The 17,381-nt window shown below is 72.4% G+C and carries 16 protein-coding genes; 9 read left to right on the top strand and 7 right to left on the bottom strand.

Translation table 11 applies throughout. The features are described 5' to 3' along the window. Positions 1-74 precede the first annotated feature (74 nt). From ACS04_RS31730 to ACS04_RS31710, 5 genes are all read left to right on the top strand, one after another. Positions 75-1,400: a DUF2252 domain-containing protein gene (locus tag ACS04_RS31730; protein ID WP_048480310.1), complete on the top strand. Its 1,326-nt coding sequence runs from the start codon at positions 75-77 to the stop codon at positions 1,398-1,400. A 99-nt stretch (positions 1,401-1,499) separates the two neighbouring features. Beyond that, positions 1,500-2,189, top strand: a complete 690-nt coding sequence (locus ACS04_RS31725; protein ID WP_048480309.1) for a hypothetical protein — start codon at positions 1,500-1,502, stop codon at positions 2,187-2,189. Between the two features lie 48 nt (positions 2,190-2,237). Further along, a complete protein-coding gene (locus ACS04_RS31720; RefSeq protein WP_048480308.1) occupies positions 2,238-3,032 on the top strand; it encodes a thioredoxin domain-containing protein in 795 nt (264 codons plus the stop codon). 111 nt (positions 3,033-3,143) lie between these two features. Beyond that, entirely contained in the window at positions 3,144-4,808 is a 1,665-nt protein-coding gene (locus ACS04_RS31715; RefSeq protein ID WP_048480307.1) for an alkaline phosphatase D family protein, read from the top strand. A 234-nt stretch (positions 4,809-5,042) separates the two neighbouring features. Continuing rightward, positions 5,043-5,987 (top strand): zinc metalloprotease, encoded by a 945-nt coding sequence (locus ACS04_RS31710; protein WP_048480349.1) that lies wholly within the window; start codon positions 5,043-5,045, stop codon positions 5,985-5,987. A 79-nt stretch (positions 5,988-6,066) separates the two neighbouring features. On the opposite strand, the gene ACS04_RS31705 is transcribed toward ACS04_RS31710, so the two are convergent. Continuing rightward, complete coding sequence (locus tag ACS04_RS31705) at positions 6,067-6,645, bottom strand: dienelactone hydrolase family protein (protein ID WP_209441823.1); 579 nt, start codon at positions 6,643-6,645, stop codon at positions 6,067-6,069. Between the two features lie 57 nt (positions 6,646-6,702). On the opposite strand from ACS04_RS31705, the gene ACS04_RS31700 reads away from it, so the two are divergent. Next, positions 6,703-7,755 carry a mechanosensitive ion channel family protein gene (locus ACS04_RS31700; RefSeq protein ID WP_048480305.1) on the top strand — a complete coding sequence of 351 codons (1,053 nt, stop codon included), beginning with the start codon at positions 6,703-6,705 and terminating at the stop codon, positions 7,753-7,755. A gap of 21 nt (positions 7,756-7,776) precedes the next feature. On the opposite strand, the gene ACS04_RS31695 is transcribed toward ACS04_RS31700, so the two are convergent. Together ACS04_RS31695 and ACS04_RS31690 are read right to left on the bottom strand one after the other, a co-directional pair. After that, positions 7,777-9,180, bottom strand: coding sequence for a sensor histidine kinase (locus ACS04_RS31695; protein ID WP_048480304.1), 1,404 nt, complete (start codon positions 9,178-9,180; stop codon positions 7,777-7,779). Next, positions 9,177-9,878, bottom strand: coding sequence for a response regulator transcription factor (locus ACS04_RS31690; RefSeq protein ID WP_048480303.1), 702 nt, complete (start codon positions 9,876-9,878; stop codon positions 9,177-9,179). Before ACS04_RS31690 ends, ACS04_RS31695 begins: the two co-directional genes overlap by 4 nt. Before the next feature lie 273 nt (positions 9,879-10,151). On the opposite strand from ACS04_RS31690, the gene ACS04_RS31685 reads away from it, so the two are divergent. The 3 genes from ACS04_RS31685 to ACS04_RS31675 are packed head-to-tail and all read left to right on the top strand — an operon-like array spanning position 10,152 to position 13,278. Continuing rightward, positions 10,152-11,021 (top strand): IS5 family transposase, encoded by an 870-nt coding sequence (locus tag ACS04_RS31685; RefSeq protein WP_078865559.1) that lies wholly within the window; start codon positions 10,152-10,154, stop codon positions 11,019-11,021. A gap of 59 nt (positions 11,022-11,080) precedes the next feature. Continuing rightward, the gene (locus ACS04_RS31680) at positions 11,081-12,265 is read left to right on the top strand and encodes a UDP-N-acetylglucosamine--N-acetylmuramyl-(pentapeptide) pyrophosphoryl-undecaprenol N-acetylglucosamine transferase (protein WP_048480301.1); all 1,185 of its coding nucleotides are present in this window, start codon (positions 11,081-11,083) and stop codon (positions 12,263-12,265) included. Beyond that, positions 12,262-13,278, top strand: coding sequence for an SDR family NAD(P)-dependent oxidoreductase (locus ACS04_RS31675; RefSeq protein WP_048480300.1), 1,017 nt, complete (start codon positions 12,262-12,264; stop codon positions 13,276-13,278). Before ACS04_RS31680 ends, ACS04_RS31675 begins: the two co-directional genes overlap by 4 nt. A 27-nt stretch (positions 13,279-13,305) precedes the next feature. Here ACS04_RS31675 and ACS04_RS31670 read toward each other — a convergent pair whose 3' ends face one another. From ACS04_RS31670 to lspA, 4 genes are all read right to left on the bottom strand, one after another. Next, the gene (locus ACS04_RS31670) at positions 13,306-14,898 is read right to left on the bottom strand and encodes a Na+/H+ antiporter (protein WP_048480299.1); all 1,593 of its coding nucleotides are present in this window, start codon (positions 14,896-14,898) and stop codon (positions 13,306-13,308) included. A gap of 147 nt (positions 14,899-15,045) precedes the next feature. Then, on the bottom strand, positions 15,046-15,516 hold the full coding sequence (locus ACS04_RS31665) for a GNAT family N-acetyltransferase (protein ID WP_048480298.1): 471 nt from the start codon (positions 15,514-15,516) through the stop codon (positions 15,046-15,048). Further along, positions 15,513-16,454 (bottom strand): RluA family pseudouridine synthase, encoded by a 942-nt coding sequence (locus tag ACS04_RS31660; protein WP_048480297.1) that lies wholly within the window; start codon positions 16,452-16,454, stop codon positions 15,513-15,515. The genes ACS04_RS31665 and ACS04_RS31660 overlap by 4 nt, the downstream gene beginning before the upstream one ends. Positions 16,455-16,561: 107 nt before the next feature. Next, positions 16,562-17,122, bottom strand: coding sequence for a signal peptidase II (gene lspA, locus ACS04_RS31655; RefSeq protein ID WP_048480296.1), 561 nt, complete (start codon positions 17,120-17,122; stop codon positions 16,562-16,564). Between the last annotated feature and the right edge of the window lie 259 nt (positions 17,123-17,381).

The raw sequence follows: 17,381 nt of genomic DNA, 5'->3' as shown, positions 1-17,381 counted from the left end.
TACCTTCATCCGTTGCAGACCCAAGGACACCTGTCCGAAAAACGAACCACCCGCGCCACCAGGAGGCACCCGCCATGGCGGTCCCCGAGACGACGAACGAGCAGCGCGCCGAGCAGATACTCGATGTGTTCGACACGGCATTCGGTGAGCTGCTCGCCGCCGACCCCGCGGCCTTCCAGGTCAAGTTCCGCAAGATGGCGGCGTCGGCCTTCGCCTTCTACCGCGGCACGGCCTGCCTCTTCTACGCCGACCTGGAGCGCGACCGCCACGGCGGGCCCTACCTGGACGAGCGCACGGGCCGGGTGTGGATCCACGGCGATCTGCACGCCGAGAACTTCGGCACGTACATGGATGCGAACGGCCGCCTGATCTTCAACGTCAACGACTTCGACGAGGCGTACGTCGGCCCCTTCACCTGGGACCTCAAGCGGTTCGCGGCCTCCGTCGCCCTGATCGGCTACACCAAGGCGCTCAGTGACGAGCAGATCAGCGACCTGGTGCGGACCTACGCGGCCGCCTACCGCGAGCGGATCCACCGCCTGGCCACCGGCGCCAAGAACGAGGAAGTGCCCTCCTTCACCCTGGACACCGCCGAGGGCCCCCTGCTGGGCGCCCTGCGCTCGGCCCGCTCCCGCACCCGCTTCTCCCTGCTGGACTCGATGACCGAGATCCGCGACTACGAGCGCCGCTTCGCCTCCGGCGGCGGCTCGATCGAGCTGGACGCGGCCACCCGGTACAAGGTGCTCGCCGCCTTCGACGGGTACCTGGAGACCCTGCCGGACGAGTCCCTGGTGCGGCCCGACTCCTACCGTGTCAAGGACGTGGTGGGCCGCCGCGGCGTCGGGATCGGCTCGGCCGGCCTGCCCTCGTACAACATCCTGCTGGAGGGGCACAGCGACGCCCTGGAGAACGACGTCGTGATCTACCTCAAGCAGGCGCAGACCCCGGCCGTCTCCCGGCACATCACCGACCGGGCCGTACGGGACTACTTCCGGCACGAGGGGCACCGCACGGTGATCTCCCAGCGGGCCCTGCAGGCCCACGCCGACCCGTGGCTGGGCTGGACGGAGCTGGACGGCTCCGGCCAGCTGGTGGCCGAGGTCTCCCCGTACGCGGTGGACCTGGACTGGTCGGACCTGGACGACCCCGAGGAGATCGCGGCCGTCGTCGCGGACCTCGGCCGGGCGACGGCGACCATGCACGCCGCGGCCGACGAGGCCGAGAGCGGGCACTCCCTGGTGCCGTTCTCCACCGAGCGGGCCATCGACGCGGTGATCGCCGCCGACGAGGAGGGCTTCGCGGAGCTGCTGGTCGACTTCGCGCACGCGTACGGGGCCCGGGCCCGCGCCGACCACCAGATCTTCGTGGACCTGTTCCGCAACGGCCGCATCACGCGCTGACGGGCCCACGCACCGGGCGCAGCGGGGAGGGGCCGCAGGAACCGGCCGTTCCGGGGCCTGGGACCCCTCCTCACAGGGTCTCGTGGCAGACTCGCGGCGATGGACATATCGAGGGCAGGACTGAGAGGGCTGCGGGCCGCGCTGTTCAGCGCGCTCGTCGTGCTGCTCTCGGCCGGCTCGCACGTCCTGATGTCCCGCGTCCCGCTGCCCCCCGCCCTCGCGGCCGGGGCCTTCGCCGGCGTGTTCCTGCTCACGTACGCGCTGGCCGGCCGCGAGCGGGGCTTCGGCCCCATCGCCGGACTGCTCGTTCCGCTGGAGCTGGCGGCCGACACGGTCTTCACGGCCGGACAGCACGTCTGCTACGGCCCGGCCGGCGGGCCCGTGGCCGGGCCGCTGCGGGCCATGGGCTTCGACGAACTGTGCGGCGGCCCGCCGCTGGGCGGCCCGCTGGCCGAGGTGCCCGGGGCCGTCCCCGACCCGGTGGCCCTGCTCGCCTCGGCCGGGGCCTGGACCCCGTGGCTGCTGCTCGGCGCCCACGTCTCCGTCGGGCTGCTCGCCGCGGCCTGGCTGCGGTACGGGGAGAAGGCGCTGGGCCAGCTGCTGCGCGCGGTGGCCGCCTCCGCGTTCCGGCCCCTGCTGCTGGCGGCGGCCTCGGCGGTCGCCGCCCTCGGCCCGGTGCGGCGGATGCCGCGCCCGGCCCCGGCGGGCGCGGGGGCCCGTACCCGCTTCCCCGCCCACTCCGTGGGCCGCCGGGGACCTCCCGTACGCGGCGCGCTCGTCTGCGCCTGACCCACGTACGCAGTCCCCTTTCCCCCGCCACACCCCACGGAGATCACCATGAGTTCACGCAACAGCCAGGCCAACAAGGCGGCGGCCCGCGAGCGGCTGCGCGCCGAGCGCGAGAAGCAGGCCAAGAAGGCGAAGGCGCGCCGCCAGGTCCTGGTGGCCGGCGCCGTCGTCGCCGTCCTGGCCGTGGCCGGCGGCGTCGGCTACCTGGTCGTCCAGTCGAACAAGCCGAGCGAGTGGGAGAAGGCCGCCGACGCGACCCTGGTCGCCCCGAAGAACACCTCGGGCGACAACGGCACCACCGTCGTCATAGGCAAGGCCGACGCCAAGAAGACCCTGGAGGTCTACGAGGACTCGCGCTGCCCGGTCTGCTCCCAGTTCGAGCAGTCCGTGGGCCCGCAGATCAAGAAGGACGTCGACGCCGGCAAGTACAAGATCCAGTACATCGGTGCCACCTTCCTGGACAAGGGCTTCGGCGGCACCGGTGCGAAGAACGCGCTGAGCGCGCTGGGCGCGGCCCTGAACGTCAGCCCCGAGGCCTTCCTGGAGTACAAGAGCGCCCTGTACTCCAAGGAGAACCACCCCGAGGAGCGCGACGACAAGTTCGGCAAGGACGACTACCTGCTCAAGATCGCGGACCAGGTGCCGGCGCTCAAGGGCAACGCCGAGTTCAAGAAGGCCGTCGAGGACGGCACGTACAACCGCTGGGCCATCGAGATGTCGAAGGTCTTCGACAAGAGCGGCATGACGGGCACCCCGTCGCTGAAGATGGACGGCAAGAAGGTCGAGGTCAAGATGACCCCGCAGGAGTTCACGGCCGAGGTCGACAAGGCCCTCGCGGGCTGACCCGCCGAACAGGCCGGTGGGGCAACGGGCGGGCGCACTCGAAGAGTTCGCCCGCCCGTTGCCTTACGAGGGGTGTTCCCCTGGGTGTACCCGTCAGTAATATGCCGGTCCGTGACCAGTCATCTCCCCTCCGCCACCGCGGCGACCCCGCGCCGCCGTACGGTCGTCAAGGCCGCTGCGGCCACCGCCGCCCTCGCGCCCTTCGCGACAGCCGCCCTGGGCGCCTCCCCCGCGTCGGCGGCCTCGAACGGGCCCGCCTTCCTGCACGGCGTCGCCTCCGGTGACCCGCTGCCCGACGGGATCCTGCTGTGGACCCGCGTCACCCCGACCCCCGAAGCCGTGCCCGGCTCCGGCGCCGGCCCTGCCACCCAGGTGACCTGGGAGGTCGCCGAGGACAAGGCCTTCTCCCGCATCGTGGCCGGCGGCTCCGTCACCGCGACCGCCGCCACCGACCACACGGTCAAGGCGGACGTCCGCGGACTGCGGCCGCAGACCCCGTACTTCTACCGGTTCACCGCGGGCGCGGCCGTCTCCCCGGTGGGGCGCACCCTGACGGCACCGGGCCACGACGCGAGCACCCCCGGGGTCCGCTTCGGCGTGGTCTCCTGCGCCAACTGGGAGGCCGGCTACTTCTCGGCCTACCGCCACCTGGCCGCCCGCACCGACCTGCACGCGATCCTGCACCTGGGCGACTACATCTACGAGTACGCCAACGGGGCCTACCCCGAGGCGAAGTACGTCGTACGCGCGCACGAGCCCCGGCACGAGATCCTCACCCTCGCCGACTACCGGACCCGGCACGGCACGTACAAGACCGACACCGACCTCCAGGCGCTGCACGCCGCCCACGCGATCGTCGCGATATGGGACGACCACGAGTTCGCCAACGACTCCTGGTCGGGCGGGGCCGAGAACCACACCCCCGCCACCGAGGGCGACTGGGCGGCCCGCGCGGCCGCCGCCAAGCAGGCGTACTTCGAGTGGATGCCGGTGCGCACCTCCACGGCCGGCACCGTCTACCGGCGGCTGCGCTTCGGCAACCTCGCCGACCTGCACCTGCTGGACCTGCGCACCTTCCGCTCCCAGCAGGCCAAGGTCGGCAGCGGCGCGGTGGACGACCCCGAGCGCACCATCACCGGCCGGGCCCAGCTGGACTGGCTCAAGTCGGGTCTCGCGAGCTCGAACGCGACCTGGAAGCTGGTCGGCACCTCGGTGATGATCTCACCGGTGGCCTTCGGCTCGCTGCCCGCGCACCTGCTGGCGCCGCTGGCGAAGCTGCTGGGCCTGCCCGAGGGCGGCCTCGCGATCAACGTGGACCAGTGGGACGGCTACACGGACGACCGCAAGGAGCTGCTGAACCACCTCAAGGACCAGAAGATCAAGAACACGGTCTTCCTCACCGGCGACATCCACATGGCCTGGGCCAACGAGGTCCCGATGAACATGGCGACCTACCCGGGCTCGGGTACGGCGGCCACCGAGTTCGTGGTGACGTCGGTGACCTCCGACAACATCGACGACCTCCTGCACGTGCCGGCGGACACCGCCTCGCTCGTAGCGGAGGCCGCGGTCAAGGCCGCCAACTGGCACGTGAAGTGGCTGGACATGGACGCCCACGGCTACGGGGTGCTGGACGTGACGGCCGAGCGCTCGCAGATGGACTACTACGCCGTGTCCGACAAGCGGAATCCGGCCGCCACCGCCGCGTGGACCCGTTCGTACCGCACGGCGAACGGCACGCAGAAGGTGGAGCGGTCGTACCAGCCGGTGGGCTGAGGTCCTATTGACGACCCGTCAAATCTCCTGCTGGAAGGGGCGCCTGGTGCAGACCAGGTGCCCCTTCGTCATCAGACGCAACAAATCTTTTACGCAAAGGGCTTGCTCAGTGCATGACATGGACACATAAGCTTCGCGCCAGCGTGAGGAACTCCCTCACCCCCCACCACGCTTCCGCGAGGAGTCAACGTGCGCGCTTCCGCCCGCATATCCCCCATGCTCCGACGCCGCCTCATGGGAACGGCCGTTCTGGCCGGAACCCTGGCGTTCGCCCCGCTCACGGCCCCCACGACCGTGGCCGCGGCGCCCAAGACCGGCGCCGAGGCCTGTGCCGACGCCGGCACCGCCTCCGCCAACGCCCGCGTCGCCCGCCCGAAGGACAAGAGCGCGGCCGACCCCAACGAGGTGACGGACGCCCAGGTCAAGGCCATGGACGCCGACCTGGCCAAGAAGAGCGCCGAGCTGGGCCCGCAGCGCCAGATGCGCGCCGCCGAGGCCACCGCCGCGACGACCATCCCGGTGTACGTCCACGTCATCACGTCCGGCTCCGCCGGCAAGCTGACCGCCACGGACATCAGCAACCAGATCGCGGTCCTCAACGCCGCGTACAGCGGCAAGGGCACGGGCAACGTCGACTCGGGCTACCAGTTCTCGCTGGTCTCCACCGACTACACCGACAACGCCGCCTGGTACAACGTCTCGGACGGCACCCAGGCCGAGACGGACATGAAGAACGCCCTGCGCAAGGGCGGCTCCAACGCGCTCAACCTGTACACCGCCAACCTCGGCGGCGGCCTCCTCGGCTGGGCGACCTTCCCGAGCTCCTACGCCTCGCAGCCCAAGATGGACGGCGTCGTCATCCTCAACACCTCGCTGCCGGGCGGCTCCGCCGCCAACTACAACGAGGGCGACACCGCCACCCACGAGGTCGGCCACTGGATGGGCCTGTACCACACCTTCCAGGGCGGCTGCTCGGGCAGCGGCGACTCCGTCTCCGACACCCCGGCCGAGAAGAGCGCGGCCTTCGAGTGCCCGACCGGCCGCGACAGCTGCACCAGCAAGGCGGGCGTCGACCCGATCCACAACTTCATGGACTACACGTACGACTCCTGCATGTACCAGTTCACCGCGGGTCAGGTGTCCCGCATGAAGAGCATGTGGAGCGCGTACCGCGGCTAGTCGCCGCGTGAGATGAGGCGTCGGCGGTGAGGGGCGGGGCACGCACTGGTGCCCCGCCCCTCACTCTTGTCCGCGGCGCCTACAGGGAGTCGAGGAAGCCGGTGGCGGCCTTCCAGGTCCGCTCCGCGGCCTCGGCGTCGTAGTCGTCGAGGCCGGGGTCCGTGAACAGGTGCCCGGCGCCGGGGTAGCGGTGCACCTCCACGTCCGCGCCCGCCCGCCGCATCCGCAGGTACCAGGCCGTCAGCCAGTCGTGCGTCTCGAACGGGTCGGGATCCGCGATGTGCAGCTGCACCGGCAGTTCGTCGACCGCGGTGTCCTCGTCCAAGTCCGCCGTCCCGTGCAGGAGCAGCAGCCCGCGCGCCTTCTCGTCGGCGAGGGCCAGGTGCTGGGCGACGGAGCCGCCGAAGGAGAAGCCTGCGTAGACCAGCCCCTGGTCGGAGTGGGGGGCCGAGGCGAGCACCGCACGCCTCAGCAGCTCGTCGCGCCCGATCTCGTCCCGGTACGCCATGCCCTCCTCGACGGTCTCGAAGGTGCGCCCCTCGAAGAGATCCGGCACCTTGACCTGGTGACCGGCCGCGCGCAGCCGGTCGGCCGCCGCGTGCACCGCGGGCCTCAGCCCGTACGTCGAATGGAAAAGCACGATGTTCATGCACCCCATCGTGCCATTCGTTGAATGCGAGCGGCCGGAGCCCGCGTTCCGGTTACGTTGACGTGCATGGACACGGACACCGTTCTGCGCCCGATCGCCGTCGTCGGCGGGGCCCTGGTCGTCACCCTGCTCGCCGGATGGCTGCTGGACCTGCTGCTGCGCCGGACCGACGCCCGGCACGACGAGACCTCGCTGTGGGCCCGGCTGCGCCACTGCCGCCCGCCCTTCCAACTCGTCCTGTGCACGACGCTGCTGTACGGGGCGCACCGGCGGGCGGGGATCCCGCGGGAGTACCTCTTCGCCGTCGGCCGCACGCTGACCCTCGTGCTGATCGGCTCGGCGGCGTGGCTGCTGGTGCGGATCGCGACGGCGGTCGTGGACTCCTCGTACGCCCGTTACGCCGCCCAGAACCCGGACGACGCGCGCGTGCGGCGGGTGCGCACCCAGGTGACGCTGATCCACCGGGTGGTCACGGCGGTGGTCGTGGTGGTCGCGGTGTCGGCGATGCTGCTCACCTTCCCGCCGATGAGGGCGGTCGGCGCCTCGGTGCTGGCCTCGGCGGGCCTGCTCGGCATCGTGGCGGGCATCGCGGCCCAGTCCTCGCTGGGCAACCTGTTCGCCGGACTGCAGATCGCCTTCGGCGACACGGTGCGGATCGGGGACACGGTGGTGGTGGACAAGGAGTGGGGAACGGTCGAGGAGATCACCCTGACCTTCCTGGTGGTCCGCACCTGGGACGAGCGGCGGATCACGATGCCTGTGTCGTATTTCACAGGAAAGCCGTATGAGAACTGGTCGCGCGGCGGCGCCCAGATGACCGGAACGGTCTTCTGGCACCTGGACCACAGCGCGCCGCTGGACCTCATGCGGGAGCGGCTCCAGGAGATCTTGAGGGGGATTCCGGAGTGGGACGGCCGGACCGGCACCCTCGCGGTCACGGACACCACCCCGCACACGATCCAGGTCCGGGCGGTGGTCACGGCGAAGGACGGCACGGACCTCTGGACGGTCCGCTGCCTGGTCCGCGAACGCCTGATCGGCTGGCTGCTGGCCCACCACCCGTACGCCCTCCCCCGCATCGCCACCGCCCCGGCGGACCCCCGCCCCGGCGCGTCCTGACGGCCGGGGCGGGTCTCCGGTTCAGAACGTCAGCCGGAACAGCGCGCCCCCGCCCGGGGCGGCCTCCGCCACCAGCTCCGCCGCGTGCGCCCGGGCGATCTGGCGGGCCATCGCCAGGCCCAGCCCCGAGCCCGGCAGGGCCCGCGCCGCGCCCGCCCGGTAGAAGCGGTCGAAGACGTACGGAAGGTCCTCGGCCGCGATGCCCGGCCCGTGGTCGCGTACCGTCAGCTCGGCCCCGCCCCCGGCCCGCGCCACCAGCTCCACCTCCACCGGAGCCCCCGCCGGGCTGAACTTCGCCGCGTTGTCGAGCAGGTTCGACAGGAGCCGCGTCAGCCTCGCCGGCACCCCCGCCACCACCACCTCGTCCACGCGGACGCGGACCGGGACCGACGGCCGGTGCGCCCGGGCCGCCGCCGCGCAGTGCTCCACCAGCGGGGCCAGCCGCACCTGTTCCACCAGCGGCTGCGGCTCCTCGTCCCGGGCCAGCTCGATCAGGTCGTTCACCAGCCCCGTCACCTCCCGCAGCTGCCGCCCCAGCGCCAGCGAGGCCCGCTCGCGCTGCTCCGGCGTCAGCCGCTCCCCCCTCGCCAGCAGCTCGGCGTTGGTCCGCAGCGCCGTCAGCGGGGTCCGCAGCTCGTGCGAGGCGTCCGCGACGAGGCGCCGCTGCGCCGTGACCGACTGCTCCAGCTCGGCCAGCATGGTGTTGAAGCTCCCGGCCAGCCGCGTGATCTCGTCCTCCCGGGCAGGCGAGCCCGGCGGCCCGGGCGGCGGCAGTTCGATGCGGTGCCGGGGATCGCGCGTCGCCGCGATCCGCTCGGCGGTGGCCGTCAGCCGCGTCACCGGGGCCAGGCCGGTCCGCGACACCCAGTACCCGAGCCCGGCCGCCACCAGCACGCCGCCCGCGCCGATCAGCGCCAGCCACCACGCCGCCTGCTCGATCCCGTCCTCGACGGTGCCGGCCCGCAGCGCGACCTGGAGCGCCCGCCCCTTCGCGTAGTCGGTGGTGAGCATCCGCGCCGGATGCCCGGCGTGCACGACGTCCGTGTAGAACGGGGCGCGCCGCCCGGCCGCCACCGCCCGCGTCCCCGCGTCCACCGGCAGCAGGTACGGCGCCGCCGGGTCCTTCGCCGGGTCCGCCGGCACCACCTCGGCGCAGGCGGGCGCCGCCAGGAACCGGCACTCCCCGGCCAGGGTCCCCGGCCCGGAGTCCGGGTTGCGCTGCGCCGCGAGCCGCGCCGACTGGGTCAGGCTCAGGTTCAGCTGCTCGTACAGGGCGCTGCGTACGACGAGGAAGGCCGCCGCGCACACCCCGACCGCGACCAGCGCCACGGCCGCGGTGGCCGCCAGCGCCAGCCGGGTCCGCAGCGGCCGGCGCCTGCGCCAGGCCGCCCCGAGCCGGCGCCGGCCGCGGCCGCCGCCGCTCACGCCGCTCCCAGCCGGTAGCCGACCCCGTGGACGGTGTGCACCAGCCGCGGCTCACCGTCGGCCTCCAGCTTCCGCCGCAGGTATCCCACGTACACCGCGAGGGAATTGGAGTCCGGGCCGAAGTCCCGCCCCCACACCAGCTCCAAGATCAGCTCCCGCGGCAGCACCTGCCCGGGATGGCGCAGCAGCAGCTCCAGCAGCGCCGCCTCGGTCCGGCTGAACTCCAGCGGCCGCCCGCCGCGCCTGCCGGTCCGCGTCCCGGGATCGAGTACGAGGTCGGCGAAGCCGAGCGGGGCCGCACCGGCCGGATCGGGTGCGGCCCGCCGCAGCAGGGCCCGGACCCGGGCCACCAGCTCGTCCAGTGCGAACGGCTTGACGAGGTAGTCGTCGGCGCCCGCCTCCAGCCCGTCGACCCGCTCGCTGACCGAGTCCAGCGCGGTCAGGACGAGTACGGGCGTACGGTCGCCCAGCGCGCGCAGCCGCCGGCAGACCCCGAGCCCGTCCAGTACGGGCATCATCACGTCGAGCACCACCGCGTCGGGCTGCCAGAGTGCCACCTCCGACAGCGCGGCCAGCCCGTCGCCGGCCCCCCGTACCTCGTACCCCTCGACGGCCAGCCCGTCCTGGACGGCGGCCCGCACCTCGGGCTCGTCGTCCACGACCAGGATCCGCTGCGCGCCACCCGTGCCCGTGTTCATGGGGCAAAGCCTGCCAAACGGTTCTGAGAGAACCTCTTAGAGGTCGTTTTAATCTTCATCAGCCTATTTTGGTGTGATTTTCAAGATGATCGGTCGTGGTGCGGTCGTGGCCACGTATGCAGTGGATGGCTGTGGGACGGGTGGGGTGGCGAGTGGGGCGGGACGGGTCCTGTTCCCGTCTCATTCCAGGATGTCCGGCCCTCGGTGGCCCGTGCTTCGGGTGTCGCGGCTGTGCGCCTGGGCGCACTCGGTCCGTCGCGGTACGCCGGATTCATGACGACGCGACGTCCGTATCCGAGTGATCTGTCCGATGCTCGCTGGGAGTTGATCGAGCCGGTGCTGTCGGCGTGGCGTTTCGAGCGCCGTGGCCGGGCTCTGGACTTCGGCCGACCACCGCGGCATGACCTGCGCGAGATCATGAACGCGATCCTCTACGTGGACCGCACCGGCTGTCAGTGGGCCTACCTGCCGCATGACTTCCCGCCGCACCAAAGCGTCTACGGCTACTTCGCCAGGTGGGCGGAGGAGGGGATATTTGCCCAGCTCAATGGCCTCCTCCGCCAGTTGCTGCGGGAGAAGGAAGAACGGGACGCGCAGCCATCGGCGTGTGTGATCGACGCGCAGAGCGTCAAGACCTCCACCAGCGTGCCTGCCGCAAGTCAGGGCATCGACGCGGGCAAGAAGATCGCGGGCCGCAAACGAAGCATCGTCACCGACACTCTCGGCCTCCTCCTCGCGGTGCTGGTCACAGCAGCCAGCGTCCAGGACTCCGTCGCCGGCACCCGCCTCATCGACCAGGTCGCAGCCGAACACCCCACCGTTCGGAAGGTGTGGGTCGACGGCGGCTACCGTCAGCATCTCGTCGAGCATGCCGCCGCCCTCGGCATCGACATGGAAATCACCGTCCGCAAGCCCGGGACCAGGGGCTTCACCCCGATCCCCAAGCGCTGGGCAGTGGAGCGGACCTACGGCTGGCTCATGCTCCGCCGGCGCCTGGCCCGCGACTACGAAACCCTGACCACCCGCTCCGAAGCCCTGGTCAGCCTAGCCATGACCGACCTCATGGCCCGCCGCATCACCGGCGAGAACACCATCTCCTGGCGCGACCCAAAAATATCCACGAACCATCCCATGCCGGGATGAAACAGCGGGATAAAACGACCTCTTAGAACCTTCTTAGGGCGCACCGGGAGGCTGCGCCCATGACCACACGACGCACCTCCCTCCGACCCCTGTCCGTGGTGATCGGCGCGGGCGGCACCGGCGGCCACATCTACCCCGGGCTCGCCCTCGCCGAGGCCCTGCGCGCGGCCGTTCCGGATGCCGTGGTCTCGTTCATCGGGACCGAGCGGGGCCTGGAAACCGAGCTGGTCCCGGGCGCCGGATTCCGCCTGCACACCGTCGACATGATCCCGTTCGACCCTTCGCTCGGCGCGAAGCGCTACCTTCTCCCGGCCGCGCTGCTGCGCTCGGCCGGGCAGGCGCGCTCGGTGATCCGGGCCCAGGGCGCGCACGCCGTCGTCGGCATGGGCGGCTACCCGAGCGCGCCGGCCGTGCTGGGGGCGCGGATGGCCGGGCTGCCGGCCCTCATCCACGAGTCCAACGCGGTGCCGGGCCGCGCCAACCGGTTCGCGGCCCGGCTCACCCCGCACGTCGCCGTGGCCTTCGACCGCAGCCGCACCCATCTGGCGGGCGGGGCGCGGGCGCTGACCACCGGAATGCCGATCTCGGCGGCCCTCGCACGGCTGGCGGAGCGCTCCCGGCCGGAGCGGGCGGCGCTGCGCGCCGAGGCCCGGCGGGCCCTGCACGTCCCCGACGGCCGCCGCCTGGTCGTCTTCAACGGCGGCAGCCTGGGCGCGGTCCGCCTGACCGGGGCCGCGGTCGGGCTGGCCGGGCTCTGGCAGGGGCGGGACGACGTACAGCTGCTGATCAAGACGGGCCCGCGGGCGCTGGCGGACACCGCCGCCGACCTCGCCGCCTGCGGCGGGCAGCGGATCGCCCGGGCCGTGCCGTACCTGGACCGGATGGACCTCGTGTACGCGGCCGCCGACCTGGTGGTGTGCCGGGCCGGCTCCGCGACCGTGGCCGAGCTGGCGGCGACCGGGGTCCCGGCCGTGCTCGTCCCGTACCCGCACGCCCCCGGCGACCACCAGACCCACAACGCCCGGGTCCTCGTCGACGCGGGGGCGGGCCTGCTGCTGCCGGACCACGCGACCACCGCCGACCGGCTGGCGGTCCTCCTCGGCCCGCTGCTGGCCGATCCGGCCCGGCTGGCCTCCATGGCCGGGGCCGCCGACCCCGGCCCGCACGCCCGGGCCGCCGAACTGCTGGCGGCGGAGGTCCTCCGCGTGGCCGGCCTCCCCCTTCCCACCTTGGAGCACGTATGAACACCGCAGCGAACACCGTGAACCCCTGGACCGGCCGCACGGTCCTCGTCACCGGAGCCGAGGGGTTCATCGGGTCCACCCTGGTCGACCTGCTGGTGGAGCGCGGCGCCCGGGTCCGCGCCTTCGTCCACTACAAGCCGTACGCGCAGAAGGGCCACCTGGCGCACCACCTCGCCGACCCCGGCGGGCCGGTGGAGATGTGGGCGGGCGACATCCGCGACGCGGGCCGGGTCAGCGACGCGGTCGAGGGCTGCGACACCGTGTTCCACCTGGCGGCGCTGATCGGGATCCCGTACAGCTACGCCTCGCCGGGCGCGTACGTGCAGACGAACGTGACCGGTACGGAGAACATGGCGGAGGCCTGCCGCCGGCACGGGGTGCGCCGCCTGGTGCACACGTCCACCAGCGAGGTCTACGGGACGGCGCTGACGGCCCCGATAGCGGAATCGCATCCGCTCCAGCCGCAGTCCCCGTACTCGGCGTCGAAGATCGGCGCGGACATGATGGCGCTCTCCTTCCACCACGCGTTCGAGCTGCCGGTGACCGTGGTCCGGCCGTTCAACACGTACGGGCCCCGCCAGTCGGCGCGGGCCGTGATCCCGACGGTCTTGGCGCAGCTGCACGCGGGCGCGCGGGAGGTCCGGCTGGGCTCGCTGACCCCGACGCGGGACTTCACGTACGTGACGGACACGGCCGAGGGCTTCCTGGCGGTGGCGCAGTGCGACCGGGCGCTGGGCGAGGTGGTCAACCTCGGCACCGGCGAGGAGATCTCGATCGGGGAGCTGGCGCGGGCGCTGATCGCGGCCTCGGGCCGCGAGGCGAAGGTGGTGGTGGATGCGTCCCGCCTGCGGCCGGCGGGCAGTGAGGTCCAGCGCCTCCTGTCGGACAACTCCCGTGCCCGGCAGTGGGCGGGCTGGAAGCCGCGGGTCCGCCTCACGGAGGGGCTGGCCCGCACCTCGGAGTGGATCGCCGCGAACCCCGGCCTCTTCGCCCCGTCCCGCTACGAGGTCTGACCCCCGGCCGCCGTCAGGGCCGGACCCTCAGCTGCTGCGGAGGCTGCGGACGTCGAGGTGGCGCAGGACCCGGTCCACGATCTCCGGGTCCGCGCCCGGCTCGCTGCGCGCGGCCAGCACCTCGTGCCGGGCGGCCGACATCATCTCCCGCTGGATCCGCTGGACGTCCCGGATCCGCTCCACCCGCTTCGCGTACGCCTCCCGCCGCTCCTCGTCCACCATGTCGGGGCTGATCCTGGCCCCCACGTCGTACGCCCGCCGGTAGAGCACCTCCACCAGGTCCGACGGCAGGTCCTCCACCTCCTCGATCTCCTTCAGCCTCCGCTTCGCGGCCTTCGCCGCGCGGATCGCCAGCCTCCGCTCCGTCTCCCGCTCGGCGTCCTCGTCGGCCTCCACGCCCAGCAGCCGCACCAGCCGCGGCAGGGTCAGCCCCTGGCAGATCAGCGTCACCATGATCACGGCGAAGGCGATGAAGATGATCTGGTCCCGCGCCGGGAACGGCGCCCCGCCGTCCACCTTCAGCGGGATGGCCAGCGCCAGGGCCACCGAGGCCACTCCGCGCATCCCGGCCCACCACATGACCACGCTCTCCCGCCAGCTCAGCGGGATCTCCTCGTCGTAGTCGCGCCGCTTGTGCAGCCGTTTGGCCAGCCAGCCGGCCGGCAGCAGCCACAGCAGCCGTACGCCGACCACGACCGCGGTCACGGCGGCCGCCCACCCGACCATCTCCCACTCGCGGCCGGCCGCGACGCCGAACACGTTGTGCAGTTCCAGGCCGATCAGCCCGAACGCCACGCCCGTGACCAGCATGTCCACGACCTCCCAGAACGTGTGCCCGGCGAGCCGCCCCAGCACGTCGTCCGCGTCGGAGGCGTACTCGGCGAGGAACAGTGCCGTCGTGAGTACGGCCAGCACCCCCGATCCCTGGAGCTCCTCGGCCACCACGTACGAGACGAAGGGGACGAGCAGCGTCAGCCCGATCTGGAGCGTGGCGTCGCCGAGCCTGCTCATGAGCGCGTTGGTGGCCCAGCCCAGTCCGAGCCCGACGGCCACGGCGACCACCGCGGAGAGGACGAACTCCCCCAGCGCGTCGGGCCAGGAGAAGGTGCCGCTGACGGCGGCGGAGATGGCCACGTGGTAGAGGACGATGGCGGTGACGTCGTTGAAGAGGCCCTCGCCCTCCAGGATCGACACCATGCGCCGCGGCAGCCCGAGCGCGCCGGCGACGGCGGTCGCGGCGACCGGGTCGGGCGGGGCCACGAGGGCGCCGAGCGCGACCGCGGCGGCGAGCGGCAGGCCGGGGACGACGGCGTGCGCGACGGCGGCGACGGCGGCCGTCGTGACGAAGACGAGGGCCACGGCGAGCAGGAGGATGGGCCGGACGTTGGCGGCGAACTGCCGCCAGGAGGTGCGCTGCGCCGAGGCGTAGAGCAGCGGGGGCAGGACGAGCGGCAGGATGTACTCGGGCGGGATGTCGACGTTCGGGACGGCCGGCACCAGGGCGAGCGCGACCCCGCCGACCGTCATCAGGACGGGCGCGGGCAGCCCGAGCCGGTCCCCGAGCGGCACGCTGACCACGGCGCCGAGCAGCAGTACGAAAAGCAGAGCGAGCTGATCCACTCCATCACCCTGCCCCACGTCCGGGCGCGGATGAGCCCGCCCCGACGTGGCCTCCCCCACCTGGCTGCTCGGCCGCCCCCGCCGGAGCAGAGGACGGGCCCGGCGGTCCGGCGACACTCCGCGGCCCCCGGACCCGCGCGGCCGGGGCTACGGCAGGCCGCGGCGCATCGCCCGGTGCGGGATGCCCGCGTCCTCGAACTCCGGGCCGTAGGCCTCGTACCCCAGCGCCTCGTAGAAACCGAGGGCGTGCGTCTGCGCGCCGAGGTCCACGGCCGACAGGCCGAGCCGGAGCGCCTCGGCCTCGATCGCCCGTACCAGAGCCACACCGACGCCCAGACCGCGCGCGGCCTCGCGCACGGCCAGCCGCCCGAGGGAGCCGACCGCCGGGTCGCCGCCGGTCTTGGCGAGCGCGGCCGGTCCGTGCAGCAGCCGGCCGGTGCCCAGGGGCTCCCCGTGCGGCGACACGGCCAGCACGTGCACCGCGACGGCGTCGTACGCGTCGTACTCGATCGACTCCGGCACGGACTGCTCGACCACGAACACCTCGGTCCGCACGGCGAAGCAGGCCTTCAGGTCCTGCTCCGAGACGGCGACCCGGACCTCGGCGGCCGAGGTCACTCGCTCTCCGCCCGGATCACGTCCAGCGCGTGCTGGAGGTCCGCCGGGTAGGTGCTCTCGAACTCCACCCACCGGCCGTCCGAGGGGTGCTCGAAGCCGAGCCGCACCGCGTGCAGCCACTGCCGGGTCAGACCCAGCCGCTTCGCCACCGTCGGGTCGGCGCCGTAGGTGAGGTCGCCGACGCACGGGTGGCGGTGCGCGGACATGTGCACGCGGATCTGGTGCGTGCGCCCGGTCTCCAGCTTGATGTCGAGGAGCGAGGCGGCGCGGAAGGCCTCGATCAGGTCGTAGTGGGTGACGGAGGGCTTGCCCTCCTGGGTCACGGCCCACTTGTAGTCCGCGCTGGGGTGGCGGCCGATCGGCGCGTCGATCGTGCCGCTCATCGGGTCCGGGTGGCCCTGGACGAGCGCGTGGTAGCGCTTGTCGACGACGCGCTCGCGGAACTGGTTCTTCAGGGAGGTGTACGCGCGCTCGGACTTGGCGACGGCCATCAGGCCGGACGTGCCGACGTCGAGGCGGTGCACGATGCCCTGGCGCTCGGAGGCACCGGAGGTGGAGATCCGGTAGCCGGCTGCGGCGAGGCCGCCGATGACGGTGGTGCCGGTCCAGCCGGGGCTCGGGTGGGCGGCGACGCCCACCGGCTTCATGATCACGACGATGTCGTCGTCGTCATGGACGATCTCCATGCCGGGGACCGGCTCGGCGACGAGCTCGACCGGCCGCGGCGGCGCGGGCATCTCGACTTCGAGCCAGGCGCCGCCGTGCACGCGCTCGGACTTCCCGACGACGCTGCCGTCGACCGACACCTTCCCCGCGGCGGCGAGCTCGGCCGCCTTCGTCCGGGAAAAACCGAACATACGGGCGATGGCGGCGTCCACGCGCTCGCCTTCGAGGCCATCGGGAACGGGCAGGGTGCGGATCTCGGGAATCGTACTCACCCGTCGAGTATGCAGGACTCGACGGCGCACCCGTCCCGCGATGAGCCCGTGACGAACCCGCCGGGAGCCCGTGACGAGCCCCCGAAGAGCCCGCGACGAGACCCGGATCAGTCCTTGTGGACGGTGCCGTCCGGGTCCAGACCCCTGAACGACAGCAGCACGATCAGGATGCCGCCGCACACGATCGCCGAGTCCGCGAGGTTGAAGACGGCGAAGTGCGCGGGAGCGATGAAGTCGACCACGGCACCGCGGAACACCCCCGGCGAACGGAAGATCCGGTCGGTGAGGTTGCCCAGCGCGCCGCCGAGCAGCAGGCCCAGCGCGATCGCCCACGGCAGGCTGTAGAGCTTCCGGGCCAGCCGCACGATCACGATGATCACGGTGGCCGCGATGCAGGTGAAGATGATGGTGAAGGCCTCGCCGAAGCCGAACGCGGCGCCCGGGTTGCGGATCGCCTCGAACTTCAGCAGATCACCGATGATCCGGATCGGCGGCTGGTGCTCCAGCTTCGCGACGACCAGCATCTTGCTGCCGAAGTCGAGCAGGTAGGCGAGCAGCGCGACGACCAGCAGCGCGACGATCCGCCGGCGCCCCCTGGGCGCGGCGGACTCCGGCTGGGCGTCGTCCCCGACCTCCGGCGTACCGATGATGCTCTCCGCCTCTGCCACGTGAGTCCCTCGACTAGCTCGAACAGGCTGACCCTGACGGGACACGAGAGTACGTCAGGGTCAGCCGGCAGCGGCAGCCCGGCGGTCACCGCCCGCGAGCCGGGCCCGGCGTCTGGGCCGTGTCTTTCGGATCATGGCGGGCCCGGGGCGCCTGGCATGTCCGAACGACAGGGCCTAGACGAGTAAGTCCGAAGTGCTCGGGTCAGTGGTCGTAGGCGATCAGCGAGCGGGTGGTGGGTGTTCCCGTGTGCCGGTTGTG

The organism is Streptomyces roseus (genome assembly GCF_001044425.1).
GTDB lineage: Bacteria > Actinomycetota > Actinomycetes > Streptomycetales > Streptomycetaceae > Streptomyces > Streptomyces roseus.
Note: the sequence above shows the minus strand (reverse complement) of the source record. Positions and strands in the feature narration are given on the sequence as shown.